Source organism: Cytobacillus firmus DS1, from assembly GCF_000565285.1.
Lineage (GTDB): Bacteria > Bacillota > Bacilli > Bacillales > Cytobacillaceae > Cytobacillus > Cytobacillus firmus_A.
Genome location: NZ_APVL01000008.1, coordinates 1 through 16,501, shown reverse-complemented (window position 1 = coordinate 16,501; position 16,501 = coordinate 1). Strand labels below are relative to the sequence as shown.

Below are 16,501 nucleotides of genomic sequence, written 5' to 3'. Positions count from 1 at the left end.
TCTTGTTTATTATTGTTTTTGGTAACGAAGAACCGGCTTTCTTGCAGCCATTGTTTCATCCAGACGGCCAATTACTGTTGTATGAGGTGCTTCCTGAACAATCTCAGGGTTTTCCTCAGCTTCTTTTGCAATTTGAATCATGGCGTCGACAAAAGCGTCAAGCGTTTCTTTTGATTCTGTTTCTGTCGGCTCGATCATTATGCACTCTTCCACGTTAAGCGGGAAGTAGATGGTTGGCGGATGGTAGCCAAAATCAAGAAGGCGCTTGGCAATATCCAATGTACGTACGCCAAGCTTCTTCTGGCGCTTTCCGCTTAAAACGAATTCATGCTTGCAATGTCTGTCAAATGGCAGGTCAAAGAATGGCTCAAGCCTTCTCATCATATAATTTGCGTTTAGTACCGCATTTTCCGTGACTGCCTTCAGTCCATCCGGCCCCATTGTACGGATATAAGTATAAGCCCGGACATTGATGCCGAAGTTTCCGTAATACGGCTTCACGCGGCCGATTGAATGCGGGCGGTCATAATCAAATTCATACTGGTCACCATTCTTAACCAAAACAGGCTTCGGAAGGTATGGGATCAGATCCGCTTTTACGCCGACAGGGCCAGATCCCGGTCCGCCGCCGCCATGTGGTCCTGTAAATGTTTTATGAAGATTAAGGTGAACAACGTCAAATCCCATATCTCCAGGGCGTGCTTTTGAAAGTACAGCATTCAGGTTAGCTCCATCATAGTATAGCTTTCCGCCGGCACTGTGAACAATCTCTGCCATTTCAAGAATGTTTTCTTCAAACAAACCTAAAGTATTCGGGTTAGTCAGCATTAGAGCAGCAGTATCCTCGCCAACCACTCTTCTCAGGTCCTCTAAATCGACCAATCCATTTTCATCCGATTTAACAGTTACTGTTTCAAAACCTGCAACTGTTGCGGATGCTGGATTTGTTCCGTGAGCAGAGTCAGGAACGACCACTTTAGTACGTTTGGTATCGCCATTCGCTTCATGATAAGCACGGATCATCATTAATCCGGTCCATTCTCCGTGTGCTCCTGCAGCCGGCTGAAGTGTAACTTCATCCATTCCTGTAATTTCAATCAGATGCTCCTGCAGATCATACATCAATTCCAGTGCACCTTGAACAGAGCTTTCATCCTGCAGCGGGTGCACGTGGGCAAAACCGTTGAAGCGCGCTACATTCTCATTGATTTTAGGGTTATATTTCATTGTGCAGGATCCAAGTGGATAAAATCCGGAATCAACACCATGATTTCGTTTGGAAAGTGCAGTATAATGACGCATGATATCAAGTTCAGACACTTCCGGCAGCTCAGGCTCTTCTTCTCTCAGATAGCCTTTGGGAAGAAGTTCGCTCAAATCAATTTCCGGAATATCCATTTCAGGCAGGCTGTAGCCGATACGGCCTTCTGTGCTTAATTCAAAGATGAGTGGCTGATCTTCCTTATGCATGGTAATCCCCCATTTCTTTAACGAATGCATCGATTTCTTCCTTCGTTCTCAATTCCGTAACAGCAACAAGCATATGATTTTTCAGGTCAGCATAATCTCTGCCCAAATCGTAGCCGCCAATAATGCCCTTTTCAAGAAGCGCTTGATTTGCTTCTTTAACAGGCTTATTCAGCTTGATGACAAATTCATTAAATGAAGGGCCTTCGAATGGAACTTCAAAGCCGGCAGCCTTAAATTTCTGTTTTGCATAATGGGCTTTTTGCATATTGGCAGCAGCCATTTCCTTTACGCCCTTCTTGCCGAGAGCAGTCATCGCTACAGATGCCGCCAGTGCGTTCAGAGCCTGATTGGAACAGATGTTGGATGTTGCCTTATCACGACGTATATGCTGTTCACGCGCCTGAAGGGTAAGCACAAAGCCGCGGCGTCCCTGATCGTCTACCGTTTGTCCGACAAGACGTCCCGGCACTTTTCTCATCAGCTTGGATGTTACGGCGAAATATCCGCAATGAGGGCCTCCAAAAGCAGTAGGAATACCGAAAACCTGAGCATCTCCTGCTACGATATCTGCTCCGAATTTTCCTGGAGGAGTAAGCGCGCCAAGAGCAAGCGGGTTGCTTGAAACAACAAACATGGACTTGTGGGCATGAATAATTTCCTCAAGCTCTTTTAAAGGCTCGACTCTGCCAAAAAAGTTAGGATACTGTACAATCACAGCTGCGATATCATCGCCAATCATTTCATTTAGTGCTTCAAGGTCAGTGGTGCCATCTTTATGAGGGATCTCAATCACTTCAATATACTGGCCCTTTGCGTATGTTTTGACTACTTCCTTAGATTCAGGGTGGACTGCGCTTGAGATTAGTATTTTCTTCCGGCGTGTGCTGCCTGCGCTTAGCATGGCTGCTTCAGCAAGAGCTGTTCCGCCATCATACATGGATGAGTTGGCAACATCCATTCCTGTTAATTCACAGATCATGGTCTGGAATTCGAAAATTGCCTGCAGCTCTCCCTGGGAAATTTCCGGCTGGTAAGGAGTATAGGCAGTATAAAACTCTGATCGGGATAATACATGATCGACAATGACAGGCATGTAATGATCGTAAACTCCCGCACCAAGGAAAGATGTATTTGTGCGAAGATCCGCATTTTTCTGAGCCATTTTAGTCAGCTCTTTCAGTAAAGCTGTCTCTGATTTCGCCGGCTTAATTTTATATTCGCCCTTAAATCTTACACTTTCGGGAATATCACTGAATAATTCTTCTACAGAACTGACGCCGATTTTTTCAAGCATTTCTTTCTGGTCAGACTCTGTCATCGGTAAATAGCGATGTTTCATCATTTTGTCCCCCCGGTTAGTTTTTTTCTCTTTTGTAAAAAGGTGTTGCTGCAATCTTAGCCTTCAATCTTTTGCCGCGGATTTCCACTTCCAATTCAGTTCCAAGCTCCGCATGCTCTTTTTTGATAAGAACAAGGCCAATATTCTTTTTTAACGTCGGAGATTGTGTGCCTGTTGTCACTTCTCCGATCAGTTCTACTCCTTTATATACTGGGTATCCATGGCGCGGAATACCGCGGTCAATCATTTCAATTCCGGCCAGCTTGCGCGGCACCCCGTTTTCTTTTTGATTCTTAAGCACTTCTTTTCCGATAAAATCCGCTTCCTTATTCACCTTGACAGCAAAGCCGATTCCTGCCTCAAGCGGTGTGATATCAGGTGAGAGCTCCTGGCCATATAATGCCAGGTTGGCCTCAAAGCGAAGGGTATCTCTTGCGCCAAGTCCGCATGGGAGAACGCCTTCTTCTTTGCCGGCTTCAAGAATTTCATTCCATAATGCGGCTGCATCCTTGGCATCACAATAGACTTCAAATCCGTCTTCTCCTGTATATCCTGTTCTGGAGACAAGCGCTTTCTTGCCATTCAAATCAACATCCTGCTGGAATTTAAAAAATCCGATATCCGACAGATTCGTGCCGGCAAGCTTTTGGAGCACTTTTTCTGCAAGCGGCCCCTGAATCGCCAGCTGTGCCATATCTTCTGAAAGGTTCTTCAACTCCACATTGCCTTCTGCATGATCCTGCAGCCATTTGTAGTCCTTTTCAATATTGGATGCATTCACGACAAGCAAATAGTGGTCATCTTCTATTTTATAGACAAGTAAATCATCAACAGTTCCGCCATTCTCATAACACATGGCTGTATATTGAGCACCTGAGTTCTTTAATTTGGAAATATCGTTCGTCATCATTTTTTGAAGGTATTTAAGACTGTCCGTCCCCTTCACTTCGATTTCACCCATATGGGATACATCAAAAAGGCCGGCTTTTGTACGGACTGCTTCATGTTCTTCTTTAATGCTTGAGAATTGAACAGGAAGGTCCCAGCCGCCGAAGTCGATGGTTTTTGCTCCGTAATCTTTGTACACCTCGAATAAAGGCGTGCGTTTTAACTGTGACATTTACTCGTCCCCCTTAAATCTTTTTAAATTGTTTTAGGAACATAAAAAAGGACAGAGTATCCCCTCAATTGTGAGAAGATCTCTGTCCTTGCACCTGAAAGTTTACCGAAACCGGCTTTCCCCTTGGGTGGCTTATTAAAAAGCACTCTCCAGAGCTGCGTCAAACAAGAGTTCTTTTGCCTGAGAGATTCACAGATTTTGCTTGCTCCTTCGGCGCTACAAACGTAGTCTCTCCCCTTGTTATCATTCGCATTTATAAAATTTTCCAAGATGGTCATACTTATACCAAACAGAAAAAACAAAGCGGCCATTATTTCGGTTAACTAAATGTAATGTGTTAACTTTCAAAACTTTCAAAGCTATTAACATCGTACCACCTTAATAAGGTTTGGGCAATATCTTTATATAGATAAAAGGAGCTGTTTTTATGACAGTGCAAATTGGCTTTGATTCTGCCTGGCAGGATGAATTCTTAAAAAGAATTGATGACGACGGTCCATGGGGAAACTGGGAGCTTTATAAACTGGCTGTTGAGGTTGAAACCCATACAACTATTCCTGACTTTGAAGGCCTGCAGGCTCCTAAGCATCTGCCGAGCCTTACTCCTCTTCCCCATCAGCTGGAAGTGGCCAAACAGGTAGTCGAAAGCATGAATGGCAAAGCGATTCTGGCTGATGAAGTCGGTCTTGGAAAAACGATTGAAGCTGGTCTGATATTAAAGGAATATATGATCAGGGGACTTGTAAAAAAAGTCCTTATACTCGTTCCAGCTTCCCTCGTTTCACAATGGGCCATGGAGCTGAACAGCAAATTTTTTATACCGGCTGTGGCACAGCGGAAAAGCTATGTATGGGAACAATGCGACGTTGTGGTATCATCCATCGATACAGCCAAGCGCAATCCTCATCGGGACATTATTTACAGCCTTGATTATGACCTGATCATTATAGACGAAGCTCACAAGCTAAAAAATAATAAAACGAAAAACTATGAATTTGTACAAAACCTAAAAAAGAAGTTTTGCCTCCTATTAACAGCAACACCCATTCAGAATCGAATCAGTGAGATTTTCAATCTTGTGTCCCTGCTTAAACCCGGACATCTTGGCAATGAATCAGCTTTTTATGAGAATTATAAAAAGGACTCACGATCTTTGAACGATGATGCACATCTAAAGGAACTCGTAAACAAAGTAATGATCCGCAACCGCAGGGCAGATACCGGGATTGAATGGACCAAAAGACATGTGGAAACCATACCGATTGAATTTTCGCAGGCAGAGCGTGAACTTTATGAAGCCGTAACAGAGCTGCGGAATGAAGAAAATTGGGTCAGTTCCAGCCAGTTTTCAGTGATGACGCTGCAAAGAGAGGCATGCTCAAGCAGAGAAGCTGTCTATTTTACACTTCAGAATATGCTGAAAAGACAGGAACAGCCTTCAATAGCTTTTCAGGAGCAGATACAATACCTTATTAAAAAAGTAGAAGCTGTCCAGCAAAACTCCAAAGCTCAAAAAGCACTGGAATTAATACAGAAAATAAATGACAAGGTCATAATCTTTACTGAATACAGGGCAACGCAGATGTACCTGCAGTGGTTTTTAAAGCAATATGGGATCACATCGGTTCCGTTCAGGGGAGGATTTAAAAGAGGAAAAAAGGACTGGATGAGAGAGCTTTTCCAAAAGAATGCTCAAGTACTGATTGCAACCGAAGCCGGAGGAGAAGGAATAAACCTGCAATTCTGCAATCATATCATTAATTTTGATCTCCCCTGGAATCCAATGCGGCTCGAACAAAGGATTGGACGCATCCATCGTCTCGGCCAGGAAAAGGATGTCATGATTTATAATTTTGCCACGAAAGAAACAGTCGAAGAACACATAATGAAGCTTTTATATGAGAAAATACATCTTTTCGAAAAAGTCATCGGCGATCTGGACGATATTTTAACAAAGCTTGAATTTGGAAGTATTGACGATCACCTTGTTGATATTTTCGGAAGATCGGCTTCAGAAGGTGAAATGAGAATCAAAATGGAGAACTTGACGAGCATGATTCAATTCGCGGAGGATCTGAAAGAAGGTGAACTGAATGCAGCAACAGGAAATTCATAAATTCCTTGAAAGGTATTTTCACGCAAATGGATGTGAAATAACTGATAAAGGTCCTGGGTATATGACCGTACAGCTGACGATTGATTTGGATAAGGAACTGATGAATCGGCCCTTTTATTGGCATTATCTCGAAAAAACAGGCGGAATTCCAAACCCGATGCAGCTGACGCTTATTACAAACCAGCAGCTGGCCCCCCCACATATTAAGGGGGAAGTCATTCATTTTGGCTCCCCGAGGCTTCACCAGATCTTTGATTCTGCCAGGAACCTGGCAGGCTATATACGATTATATGAAAATCACCGGCAGGCACCAGGAAAGCAGGTTCCATTAAGACCATGGCTGGGAATGAACATTCGCGTATCTTATCAATGCGACCGAAAACGGGATGTCTTTAAATCCATCGGCCTCCAATTGATAAATGGCCAGATGGTCGAAAGTTTTCATGACAGATTGCTTGGCATGAGCCTTACGCCCAAAATCCCCGACTACTCGTTCACACTGTCTCCGCTTATTATGCCGGGGAGCGGAGTATTCAGGGTAGCAAATTTTATTAAAGCGGAAATTGAACAAGAAGATCATAAATGGGCTGATGAAGCCCGGAAGCGCTGGCAAAAAGATCTCACCCTTCTTGAACATTTTTATGAAGAGGCAGAAGAAAAGGGAGAAAGTTATGAAAACGAAAAAACAGCCCTTCAGGAGCAATATGAACCAAAGGTAAATATCTCCATCATAAATGGCGGTCTCTTTTATCTGACAGACAACGCAGTCTAAAAATGCAAAAAACCGGCAATTTAGCCGGTCTTTTGCATAAAAGCTATTTATGTTTCTTTTTTCTCATGCCCAAGTAAAACAGATAAGAAAACATTCCAAACCATCTGAATAAAAATGGTTCTTTCATGTCCTTTTTTTCAATACGATGCCGTTTTCGCTCATCTTTTGGCTGATCAATATATTTTACCACTGTCTGTGTAAGATACTTTACATAATCGTTGGATTTCATGTTCATACCTGCCTTTTTCCGCACAGAATTGCAAGAACTGCCTGCTATTTATCATTTACAAGTATGTCCAACGGGTTTTCACTCTAAACAATCTATTATTTCTTGTATAATATCTGCTTTATCTTTATTAGTTGTATCAATGACCACATGAGCGGTTTCTTTATAGAGCGGTATCCTTTTTTCATAAAGGTCACGGATCAGCCTTTTTTTATCGCCTTTCAGCAGCGGTCTGGAATGATCCTTCTCAATCCGTTTGAAGATTTCTTCAGGAGAAGCATAAAGGAAGAAAACAATTCCTGTTTCGCTAAGCCTTTTTCTGTTTTCAGGATTTATTACAATGCCACCGCCAGTGGTTATAACTCCCGCTCTATCATCCATTTCCTGTAAAATAAGTGATTCAAGGTTTCTGAAGTATCCCTCTCCATGCTGCGCGAAAATATCATTAATATTTTTATTCTCGCGCTTCACTATTTCTTCATCTGTATCAATTACTTCCTGATTTAAGCAGGCTCCCAGCTCTTTTCCTATCGTTGTTTTGCCGGAACCCATGAATCCGATTAAGTAAATTGGCTTCATCTTTATCCCCACTCAGTTTTTTTCAATCCATTTTATCATTTTTTGCAGGTCTGTGTCATAGTAAGCATAACCGGAAATTTCCTTATCAGAGCCAATTTTTGTTTTGAAGGTAATCTGAATTAAGCTTGTTGCCACTGGAGAAATCTCATAGGAAACCGATCCTTTTTTAAACGAATATACGCCTGACTCTTCCGGTTCTGCATTTTCACTCAGCATTTTTTCTGTTTTTTTATAGGAACTCAGCAGGTAGTATTCCTGCATCATGACGGTTTCCGCCTGATTAACAATCCTTTTCTCGGAAATATACTGGTCTAATTGAATTGTAAGAAGAAAGAGTGCAGCCAGAATGATTGTTAAAGTAAGAGGATAAGTAAAGCCCTCCTGATTACGGTACATCAATATCCTCCATATCCATTAAGTAATAAAGAGACGCGGAATGCTTCTGATCAAAATTATCAGAAACACTTATTTCAACTCCGCCACTGACAGACGTAAATGCAATGGCATCCAGTTTTTGAAGGACAATCTCATGGCCTTTCATATCCACTCTCCTTCGCATGTTAGATCCATATTTTTCATAAAGCACACTTTTCCCATCTATCGTTAATAAAATTGAACCAGGTGAAATATTTACAGCATCAGCAAGTCTGATTTCTTTTTTGAGCTGATTGATAAATACATGCCATTCTAGCCTTTGTGTCCTTGCTTCCATTTTCCAGTTCTGGAAAATGAAATTTAAGCTGACCGTCAGTAAGGAAACAATCAATAAGAATACTGAAAATGAAAACAGCAATTCAAGCATTGTAAATCCCTTATTACTGAAATACCTCACACTTTTCCTTCGTGCTATCCCGTACACTTTCATACCTTATGCAAACCTCCATGACCCCTTGGTTTTCCTTAGGGAATATTTTATAGACAGTCTGATTTTTCTTCATGGTCTCCCCCTCAGGAAAACTCCCTTCCGAAGCAGCCTCCAGAAGACTTTCATAAAGCAGCTGTGTGCTTTCAAAATCCTGTTTTACCTCTTCAGAATGCTCAAGTGCCTTTATGATTAGGGGAAACATTATTCCCGCTGCAAGCAGCATCCCTGATAAAGACAGCAGGAGCTCAGCCAGAAAAAAGCCTTTATTCTTTCTCCACATTAAATCGTCCTCTTCCGATAAAAAATGTTATTTTGTATTGCTCCTTGTCTGCTTTAATATAGAAGATTCCAAATTTATTTGTAATACCGCCAGGTCCATATTGAAAATACAATGGCATAGTTCCCGGCTTAATCTCAATGATTCCGGGATATTCTCTGCTAATGATAGGATCATCCGCAAGCTTTTCCTGAGCGAAATACCTATTCTCCTCTGGAATAATCTGAATAACTACTTCTGTCTGGTGGGTTATGGCATAGTTTTGGGCATAAAGGAGGTCAGATTTTAATTGGGAAAAGAACATTATCTTTTCAAGATAGAAAAAATGAGGTTTAAGAAACAAGGCTGTAACCGAGGCAATAATAAGGAAAATACTGAGAACGAATAGCGACTCTATCAATGTAAAGCCTGCTTTGTTTTTTATCATGACTCTTCGGATTCAACCTTCCCATCTGCAGAAATCGTAATGGCATCACCATTTGGACAAGTTGTGGTTTCTTCATTGAGATATTCGGCAGCCACTAAGTCCTGTATATCCGAAGGAAGTACTTTTTTATCGATTTCGTATGCCTGAACCTGCGCTTGCACCATTTTAACAAACGCATCGCATCCCTTGCTGTTTATTTTTGAATTGTGTTTTGTTACATTGGGAATGGTGATGATTAAGAGCACTGAAATCACCAATAAAACAATCATCATTTCGATAAGCGTGAACCCTCTGTTATTGTTTAACATGCGCCATTTCATTAAAATCCCTCCAGTAGATGAAACATAGGCAGCAGAACTGCCAAATACATCGAAACTATTAAAAAACCGATAAAAATATATAAAATGGGCTGAATGAACTTAAGAAGTTTTTCTGTGTTTTCCTCCATTTTGTGCAGACAATGCCTGCCGAAAAATGTTAATTCCTGGTCCAGCCTGCCATTTTTTTGACCATGTCTGATAATATTAGACAATTCCCTTTCAAAAAATGGAAAACTCACTAGAATGTCCTCCAGTTTATTCCCTTCACGGAGCTTGATCTTCACTGCTTTACCGAGGGCGCTGTAAAAAGGCTGCTTATCATTTTTCTCAAAAAGACTCAGCGCCTCATGTATGGATAAGCCGCCATTTAAAAGATAACTGAGCTGTACTGCAAAGAAATGAGTATAGTAAAGGCGAAGAAATTGGCCTGCTGCTGGTACTCTTACTATGATCTTTTTTTGCTGTAATGGGGAAAGATTTCTGAATCTGGCAAAATAGTATATAAGCAAAGCGAACAGGCAGAAGAACAGGATCAGAAAGAATAACGGGAGAAAATCACCAAACAAATAAACGGCTTTCGTAAAGAAATTAGGCTGAAGCTGCATTGAAACGAATAAGGAAGAGAAACGGGGCAACAGGACTTTATCAACGAAAATAAATAAGAATGCGGTAATGAGCATCAGGAAAATCGGATAGGCCATCAGTTTTTTCAATTTTTCAATGTCCTTCCCTTTTCGGAGCACCATTTCGCTTCCTTCAAGAAATGCAGAAGCAAGGCCTCCGTGCTGTTCAGCAAAAAAAACATAGCCAATCAGATTTTTATTAAAGTTCATGTTTGCAAGTATTTGATAAAATGGAAACCCTTCTCTCAATTGAGAGAGGCACTGCCTGATTTCATCTTTTCTTTTTAGCGGCAGCTGATGCACCAGTGACTCCAGCGCTTCAGATAAAGGGTAACCTCTGGACAACAGTTCCCCTGTGTTCTTCAGAAACAAGCCCTGTTCTTGAATAGTCCATTTATGTTTCTCCATCGCCATGCACCCACCTGCTGTACTCAGTTTCCTTTATATAGCCAAGAGCAATCCCTTTAGTTATGACTTCTTTCAGTGTTCGATACTTAACCAGGCTGCTTTCGCCTCTAGCCTTCTTTATGGAAGCATTGAGCGCCTTTCCTGCAAGCAGCTCAAACACACTCGCCCTTTTCCACCTGCCATATCCATAACAGAATGGAGAGCAGTCCTCTTCGCAATATGGACAATTCAATTCGACAAGGCGCTGTGCAGTGACCGCCACTAAAGTCTGCTCAATTTCCAGCATGTTCACTCCAAACTCAGCTAAACGATATACAGCCCCCTCGGCATCCCGGGTATGCATGGTGCTTAAAACAAGGTGACCCGTAAGTGCTGCTCTAACTGCAATCTTCGCCGTTTCCGCATCCCGGATTTCACCCACCATAATGATATCGGGGTCATGGCGGAGGATTGCTTTTAAGCCTGCAGAATAAGATACTCCAGCTTTCTCATTCACTTGAACTTGAAGAACTAAGTCATTTTCTTTTTCAATGGGATCTTCCAGGGTGATTACATTGCGATGGAACATATGGGAGGTTTCATTCAGAAGGGAATACAAAGTTGTGGTTTTTCCGCTGCCGGTCGGGCCAGTAAAAATAATTAATCCATGAGCATGCTTCAGCAGTGCAAGCATTTTTCTTGTCATGTCTGGAAAAAGGCTGATCTGGTAAAAAGGAATTTGTTCCTGCTGGGGAAGAATTCTGATAACGAGGCTTTCGCTGTGGCTTGATGGGAGGGTTGAAAAGCGCAGCCCAATCATTTGACCGTCTACTTCCAGTGAATATGCACCGCTCTGCGGCCTCCTCTTTTCACCAATGTCCATTGAAGCTGTAAATTTAAAATGTGAAATTAATCTGTCGCATTCTTCTTTGGGAAGATAAAGCCTTGGGGTCAATTGGCTGCCGAACCTCAGCTGAATGAGTGTGTCTTTTCTGCGGGGAATGATGTGGATGTCGGAAGCATGGCTTCTGACTGCGTCTTTAATAATTCGTTCTGCCATTCTTTCAATTATACTCAACTAATTATGCACCACCTTTTTTAATTGTTCTGGATTATAATTCGACTTATCCAGGGCATTTCCTTCATTTTTCGGCAAAACTTTTTGTCGAATTTGTGAATAAATTTATTTTTTTCTCTCCATAATAAAAGGGTATAAAGCGAATTGATGGGCTATAGCCAAGCGGTAAGGCACCGGACTTTGACTCCGTCATGCGCAGGTTCGAATCCTGCTAGCCCAGTAGTTGTGGAAGGACACCGGATGTCCTTCCTTTTTCATTTCAGCAAAATCTATTTAGCCATATTCTTAAATGCATCCGGATTATAGCCTATGACAATCTTATCTCCGTTTGTCAGAATCGGCCTCCGCAGCAGTTTAGGCTCCTTAATGACCATTTGCACCACTTCTGATAATGATAATTCATCAAGGTTCTGTCCCAGTTCTTTATAAGTCTGGCTGCGGGTAGCGAGAAGCTCATCAAGGCCGCTTGTGGTTAAAGAAAGGATTTTTAATAATTCTCTTGGTGATGGAGTCTCCCTGAAGAGATGCCTTTCTTCAAATTCAATTGAATGGGCTGTCAGCCATTTTTTCGTCTTTCTGCAGGAAGTACAGCTGGGATATGTGAAAAATGTCAATTGGCTCATACCTCTTCACCTCACAAATATATTATTTTATTTATACACATTGTATATTAATTGTACAATATATGTATACACTTTTGTATAAGTAATTAAACTTAATTTGTGAACATTTTCTAAACTTATAGTGATTACAGTGTTAACCCCAATCTGCTGTATTATAATGGAAGCAGGCCAGGAAGGCGCCAGCTAAATCCTCTAAGTGACAGCTGATGACCTCGGGAATAAATAACCCTTTTGAGGTGACAATAAGTGGAGCAGACATTAAAAATAACAAATGTGTTATCCGACCCAACCCGCTATTATATTTATCAATACATTACTAAACGACATAAAGATGTTACCGTACAGGAGATTGCAGATAATTTCAGCATCCATCCCAATGTAGCCAGATTGCATTTATCCAAGCTTGAAGATGTCAATATGCTTGTCTCTGAAACAAAAAAAACTGGCAAAGGCGGAAGACCAAGCCGGCTATATCGGTTATCTGATGATGTAGTTCAGCTGCATTTCCCTTACAGGGATTATCAGCTGCTGGCCAAAATAGCCATGGAAACAATGCTCGACTTAGGGGAAGAAGGAAGAAAAGCACTATATTCGACAGGAAAAAGGTTTGGCAGTGAGCTGATCGGGCAAGAGCTTAAACGGTATGGAAACACAGATAAACTTACTTTTGACCAGAAATTAAACATCTTAAAGCATGCTGCCGATTTGTCAGGTTTTCATCCTGATTTTGATGCAAATGAGGAAAAGAACATCGTCTATTTCCAAATTTTTAATTGCCCCTTTAAAGAGGTTGCAGCCCGGCATGCTGAGCCAGTCTGCAATATGCATTATGAATTTTTGAAGGGTATGTTTGAAAGTCTGTTTGATTCTATTCAGCTGGAGGAAAAGCAGAATATGCTTACTGGCTGTGATTCGTGCGCATACAAAGCAATTGTTGGAAATTAAAGGAATTCGCAGGAAAATGGCGGAAAAAAGACCGTGCTAAGCATTTTTTCCCGCCCTTTTCTGGACTATTTAGAAACCATTATTTACTTTTATTAAGCATTTACTTTATAATATTGTAGTGATGGACTTGTAAGGGTAAAAGGAGGGATACATATGGATCGTATGTACAGAGTATTAGGATTCTGGACGGGAATTTTCGCTGTTATGTTTTACCTTGGCGATATGTATACAACGTCCTTAATTTTCTTCGGCCAAACAGGATTTTTCCTGCTTTTAAGCTACTTAAAGCTTTCCGAACGTATGTATATTTATGTTTTTGGAGCATACTTAACAGTTTTCTTCGTAGGCTTCACTTACTGGTCAACATTTATGATGACACCTGGCGCGGGCGGCCACTAATAGCCGTTAAAAAAGCGATGAATTCATCGCTTTTTTATTTTTGTGCTATTTTCTTTGCCTGAAGGACCAGATGAAACGCTGCACTCATGCCTGAAGGCATTATCAGACTTCTGATAGCCCGGTTTCTTTTGCTGACAGCCGAAAACGGGTTAGGATCATAATGATCTTCAAGCTCCTGTAAAATGCCTGCAGACAGCAGGAATTCATCCTGTCTCATCTTAAAATGAAAATCCAGCCCTTCTTTCTCTCCCATGCGGATCAGGGAATCAAAATGAATATGACTGGTTATATCCATCTCTCCAGGATGCTCTAGCACATTATTAATTAAAGAATGCCTGTAATAACCTCTGAGACTTCCATCCCTTCTCATTGGTTCTTGCCATTCCTCATCTGTATACCCATAATCGGCAGTCAGAACAAACCCTTTATCCAGAGCAGCAGAGATACTCTTGATCATCTGCTCCATTTGCAGAGGGATTTCAATTCTTTGGCCATTGCTAAGTGACAAACCACTTTCTTCAAGGTATAAGGAAATATCTCTATTTGCTAATGGTACAGCTTGTTCTGTAAGCTTTCCGTCTTTTACAGCTACCATAATTTCATGCAATTGATCATTTGCTTTTTCAACCACATGTACAGGCAAGGCATCAAACAGCTCATTTGAAAAAATCATGCCGCAAAATGGGGCGATCTCATTCCAGCTATCTATTTGTCTGATATGTTCGGAAAATACAATCTGCTCCTGCTGCAGCTTCCTGTGATAGGGGCTTGTTTCAAAAATATAGTAATGAATCTTTTCATCAGCATTAAGATTCCACTCATCAAGGAAAGCTTTTGCAAAGCGTCCATTTCCGCCCCCTATTTCACAGACCTGAAAAGGGAGCTTATATTTCCCTGCCATTTGATGAAACCACTTTGATATGGTCCTTCCATATATATCAGAAACATTGCTGGTTGTAATAAAATCTCCCCCTGGCCCAATTTTTTCCGCATCTTTTATATAATAACCATATTCGGAATGATAAAGGGCCTGCTGGATATAGTCAGCATAGCTGATCATTTTTTGAGGAGTATTTTCTATATAATTTATTATAAAATTCAGCATATAAACTCCCTTTTCGAATGAAAAATCTAGATTTTTGGAAACAGCCATTTTTATTGTTTTGGACACTGTTTTCACTATTGACATAGTGTTTTCCCTGTTATATTGTTAATGTAGTAGCTTAACTATATCCCCTCCCATTTTTATATGAATAAAACATCCCCCAGAAAAGCCCTTCTCATTGGAGAAGGGCTTTTCTATTTTCCAATCAGAATCCATTCAGGAATGGATTTGAATCCATTTCCCGACCAATGGTCGTAACCGGTCCGTGTCCTGGAAGCACCTCTGTTTCTTCAGGCAATGACAAAAGCTTATTATGTATACTTTCAAGGAGCTGCTGCTGATTGCCGCCCGGCAGGTCTGTGCGTCCGATGCTTCCGCTGAACAGCGCATCTCCGGCAACCACAAGACCGGCATCTCCAAAATACAGAGAAACGCTCCCTGGAGAATGGCCTGGCGTCTCTAGAATTTTAAAGGTAAATTCACCTATGCTCAACTCTTGTTCAGCTGTTATAATATGGTCGGCAGGCCTTGCTTTTATCAGCTTGCCTATTTTAAATAGGTGAGAACCATTTAAGGCTGGATCCGGAAGCCATGCAGCTTCTTTTTCATGTATTTGTATGTATACAGGGATGGAAAATGCATCTCTTATTCCGTCTACAGCGCCAATATGATCAAAATGGGCATGAGTAAGAATGACAGCCAGAGGTTTCAGTCCATTTTGTTCGATAATACCGCTCAGTTTTCCGCTCTCTTCACCCGGGTCAAAGATTAAACAGTCTTTGTTTTCATTCGAAAGGACATAACAGTTTGTTTGCAATGGTCCAAGAGGGATCTGATTCCATTCCATTGCCTACACCTCCAGTGTTGATTATTTGTCTATTATTTTACACTATATCAGAATGGAATGCCTTATTTCTGCAAAAGGAGTATAAGATGAAAATCCTATATGGCGTTGAAGCCGGCTATATTATTCAAGATGTGCCCGAATTTATGAACTTGATAAAAAATAACACTGAACTTTTCGGTTTTCAGCAGAGCATTTTTCTTTTTGAAAAGAGGGCTCATGCGGAATTTACCAAAAGTGTCCTCGTCGATGCTGAACTTTTTGAAGATTTTTTTAAGCTGTGTTACATAAAATCGGGTGTAAAGGGAGAAACTTTTGAGGACTTTGCGATTGAGACAGAAAGCGGCGTTTGCTTGTTCACTGAGCTCCTTAGCGCCTTCACAATAACCGGGGGCAAAAAAGAAGATATCCGGATGGCTATTTATCAATTTCAGGAGCATTTAGTCTTTACAGCGAAAGAGGAAAAAATGCCCGCAGTTTATTTTTCAGAACTTCATCTAAAGGATTTAATAATCGGCATTGCTGAAGCATATGACATACAAGTGTCATTTTTAGACCTCGACAAATAGAAGAAAAAAATATAAAATAAAGGACGAATGTATATACTTGGGTTTTACATAATGGGTATATAACCTGAAGAATGATTATGATATGGCTTTTTGCCTGCTGATCACCAAATAAAGGGGGCTGTTTTAATGGGACTACCAATCATTTTTGCATTAGTCGCAGTTCTTGCAGCTTTTGGTGCATTTAGTGCACTGAAAAACAAGAACTTCCTTGGCTTGGTTTTTGCTGTAGGAACACTTGCCGTTTTCGGATGGTTCTCTGTAATGACCATAATTAACAGTGGATATCCTGCTGTTCACTAAGAAAAGCGCAGAGTGCCCGCCAATCCGCCGGCGCTTTGAGCTTTTCTTTAAGAAATAAAAGGGCTTCCCTTAGGTGAACTGTACCCCCATTTACGGACAGTTTATAAAAAAGCGCCT

General features: G+C 41.2%; 21 protein-coding genes, 1 tRNA gene and 1 riboswitch. Of the genes, 7 read left to right on the top strand and 15 right to left on the bottom strand.

All coding sequences use genetic code 11. The annotated features are described in order from the left end of the window. Nucleotides 1–9: 9 nt before the first annotated feature. The 3 genes from gcvPB to gcvT are packed head-to-tail and all read right to left on the bottom strand — an operon-like array spanning nt 10 to nt 3,929. A complete protein-coding gene (gene gcvPB, locus PBF_RS11740) occupies nt 10–1,470 on the bottom strand; it encodes an aminomethyl-transferring glycine dehydrogenase subunit GcvPB (protein WP_035329980.1) in 1,461 nt (486 codons plus the stop codon). Next, nucleotides 1,463–2,809 (bottom strand): aminomethyl-transferring glycine dehydrogenase subunit GcvPA, encoded by a 1,347-nt coding sequence (gene gcvPA, locus PBF_RS11735; RefSeq protein WP_035329979.1) that lies wholly within the window; start codon nt 2,807–2,809, stop codon nt 1,463–1,465. The genes gcvPB and gcvPA overlap by 8 nt, the downstream gene beginning before the upstream one ends. Nucleotides 2,810–2,825: 16 nt before the next feature. Next, nucleotides 2,826–3,929, bottom strand: coding sequence for a glycine cleavage system aminomethyltransferase GcvT (gcvT, locus tag PBF_RS11730; RefSeq protein ID WP_035329978.1), 1,104 nt, complete (start codon nt 3,927–3,929; stop codon nt 2,826–2,828). A 158-nt stretch (nt 3,930–4,087) separates the two neighbouring features. Then, a riboswitch (glycine riboswitch) is annotated at nt 4,088–4,176 on the bottom strand. Nucleotides 4,177–4,356: 180 nt separating this feature from the next. On the opposite strand from gcvT, the gene PBF_RS11725 reads away from it, so the two are divergent. Together PBF_RS11725 and PBF_RS11720 are read left to right on the top strand one after the other, a co-directional pair. After that, nucleotides 4,357–6,045 carry a DEAD/DEAH box helicase gene (locus PBF_RS11725; RefSeq protein ID WP_035329977.1) on the top strand — a complete coding sequence of 563 codons (1,689 nt, stop codon included), beginning with the start codon at nt 4,357–4,359 and terminating at the stop codon, nt 6,043–6,045. Beyond that, entirely contained in the window at nt 6,023–6,817 is a 795-nt protein-coding gene (locus PBF_RS11720) for a YqhG family protein (RefSeq protein ID WP_035329976.1), read from the top strand. The genes PBF_RS11725 and PBF_RS11720 overlap by 23 nt, the downstream gene beginning before the upstream one ends. 43 nt (nt 6,818–6,860) lie before the next feature. Here PBF_RS11720 and PBF_RS11715 read toward each other — a convergent pair whose 3' ends face one another. The 9 genes from PBF_RS11715 to comGA all read right to left on the bottom strand — a co-directional run bounded on the left by PBF_RS11715 (nt 6,861) and on the right by comGA (nt 11,599). Then, the gene (locus PBF_RS11715) at nt 6,861–7,046 is read right to left on the bottom strand and encodes a YqzE family protein (protein ID WP_035329975.1); all 186 of its coding nucleotides are present in this window, start codon (nt 7,044–7,046) and stop codon (nt 6,861–6,863) included. A 78-nt stretch (nt 7,047–7,124) separates the two neighbouring features. Beyond that, nucleotides 7,125–7,622, bottom strand: coding sequence for a shikimate kinase (locus PBF_RS11710; RefSeq protein WP_035329974.1), 498 nt, complete (start codon nt 7,620–7,622; stop codon nt 7,125–7,127). A gap of 12 nt (nt 7,623–7,634) precedes the next feature. Then, complete coding sequence (gene comGG, locus PBF_RS11705; RefSeq protein ID WP_035329973.1) at nt 7,635–8,018, bottom strand: competence type IV pilus minor pilin ComGG; 384 nt, start codon at nt 8,016–8,018, stop codon at nt 7,635–7,637. Then, nucleotides 8,008–8,487, bottom strand: coding sequence for a competence type IV pilus minor pilin ComGF (comGF, locus tag PBF_RS11700; protein ID WP_268745111.1), 480 nt, complete (start codon nt 8,485–8,487; stop codon nt 8,008–8,010). Before comGF ends, comGG begins: the two co-directional genes overlap by 11 nt. Then, nucleotides 8,438–8,767 (bottom strand): hypothetical protein, encoded by a 330-nt coding sequence (locus PBF_RS11695; RefSeq protein ID WP_035329971.1) that lies wholly within the window; start codon nt 8,765–8,767, stop codon nt 8,438–8,440. The genes comGF and PBF_RS11695 overlap by 50 nt, the downstream gene beginning before the upstream one ends. After that, nucleotides 8,751–9,191: a competence type IV pilus minor pilin ComGD gene (gene comGD, locus PBF_RS11690; protein WP_035329970.1), complete on the bottom strand. Its 441-nt coding sequence runs from the start codon at nt 9,189–9,191 to the stop codon at nt 8,751–8,753. The genes PBF_RS11695 and comGD overlap by 17 nt, the downstream gene beginning before the upstream one ends. Next, nucleotides 9,188–9,511 (bottom strand): competence type IV pilus major pilin ComGC, encoded by a 324-nt coding sequence (comGC, locus tag PBF_RS11685; RefSeq protein WP_035329969.1) that lies wholly within the window; start codon nt 9,509–9,511, stop codon nt 9,188–9,190. Before comGC ends, comGD begins: the two co-directional genes overlap by 4 nt. Beyond that, on the bottom strand, nt 9,511–10,542 hold the full coding sequence (gene comGB, locus PBF_RS11680; RefSeq protein ID WP_035329968.1) for a competence type IV pilus assembly protein ComGB: 1,032 nt from the start codon (nt 10,540–10,542) through the stop codon (nt 9,511–9,513). Before comGB ends, comGC begins: the two co-directional genes overlap by 1 nt. Then, the gene (gene comGA / locus PBF_RS11675) at nt 10,529–11,599 is read right to left on the bottom strand and encodes a competence type IV pilus ATPase ComGA (protein WP_035329967.1); all 1,071 of its coding nucleotides are present in this window, start codon (nt 11,597–11,599) and stop codon (nt 10,529–10,531) included. Before comGA ends, comGB begins: the two co-directional genes overlap by 14 nt. Nucleotides 11,600–11,747: 148 nt before the next feature. On the opposite strand from comGA, the gene PBF_RS11670 reads away from it, so the two are divergent. Further along, nucleotides 11,748–11,819, top strand: a tRNA-Gln gene (locus PBF_RS11670). Between the two features lie 49 nt (nt 11,820–11,868). On the opposite strand, the gene PBF_RS11665 is transcribed toward PBF_RS11670, so the two are convergent. Further along, nucleotides 11,869–12,222: a Spx/MgsR family RNA polymerase-binding regulatory protein gene (locus PBF_RS11665; RefSeq protein WP_035329966.1), complete on the bottom strand. Its 354-nt coding sequence runs from the start codon at nt 12,220–12,222 to the stop codon at nt 11,869–11,871. Nucleotides 12,223–12,468: 246 nt separating this feature from the next. Between PBF_RS11665 and PBF_RS11660 the strand changes: the two genes are divergently transcribed. Then, nucleotides 12,469–13,167: a helix-turn-helix transcriptional regulator gene (locus PBF_RS11660; protein ID WP_035329965.1), complete on the top strand. Its 699-nt coding sequence runs from the start codon at nt 12,469–12,471 to the stop codon at nt 13,165–13,167. 153 nt (nt 13,168–13,320) lie between these two features. Beyond that, nucleotides 13,321–13,566: a DUF2626 domain-containing protein gene (locus PBF_RS11655; protein WP_009332938.1), complete on the top strand. Its 246-nt coding sequence runs from the start codon at nt 13,321–13,323 to the stop codon at nt 13,564–13,566. Between the two features lie 34 nt (nt 13,567–13,600). Here PBF_RS11655 and PBF_RS11650 read toward each other — a convergent pair whose 3' ends face one another. Then, a complete protein-coding gene (locus PBF_RS11650; protein ID WP_035330228.1) occupies nt 13,601–14,671 on the bottom strand; it encodes a class I SAM-dependent methyltransferase in 1,071 nt (356 codons plus the stop codon). A 205-nt stretch (nt 14,672–14,876) separates the two neighbouring features. Further along, on the bottom strand, nt 14,877–15,518 hold the full coding sequence (locus tag PBF_RS11645; RefSeq protein WP_035329964.1) for an MBL fold metallo-hydrolase: 642 nt from the start codon (nt 15,516–15,518) through the stop codon (nt 14,877–14,879). An 86-nt stretch (nt 15,519–15,604) separates the two neighbouring features. Between PBF_RS11645 and PBF_RS11640 the strand changes: the two genes are divergently transcribed. After that, the gene (locus PBF_RS11640; RefSeq protein WP_035329963.1) at nt 15,605–16,084 is read left to right on the top strand and encodes a hypothetical protein; all 480 of its coding nucleotides are present in this window, start codon (nt 15,605–15,607) and stop codon (nt 16,082–16,084) included. A gap of 126 nt (nt 16,085–16,210) precedes the next feature. Beyond that, nucleotides 16,211–16,384, top strand: a complete 174-nt coding sequence (locus PBF_RS25170; protein ID WP_009332942.1) for a DUF2759 domain-containing protein — start codon at nt 16,211–16,213, stop codon at nt 16,382–16,384. The last annotated feature ends 117 nt before the right edge of the window (nt 16,385–16,501 follow it).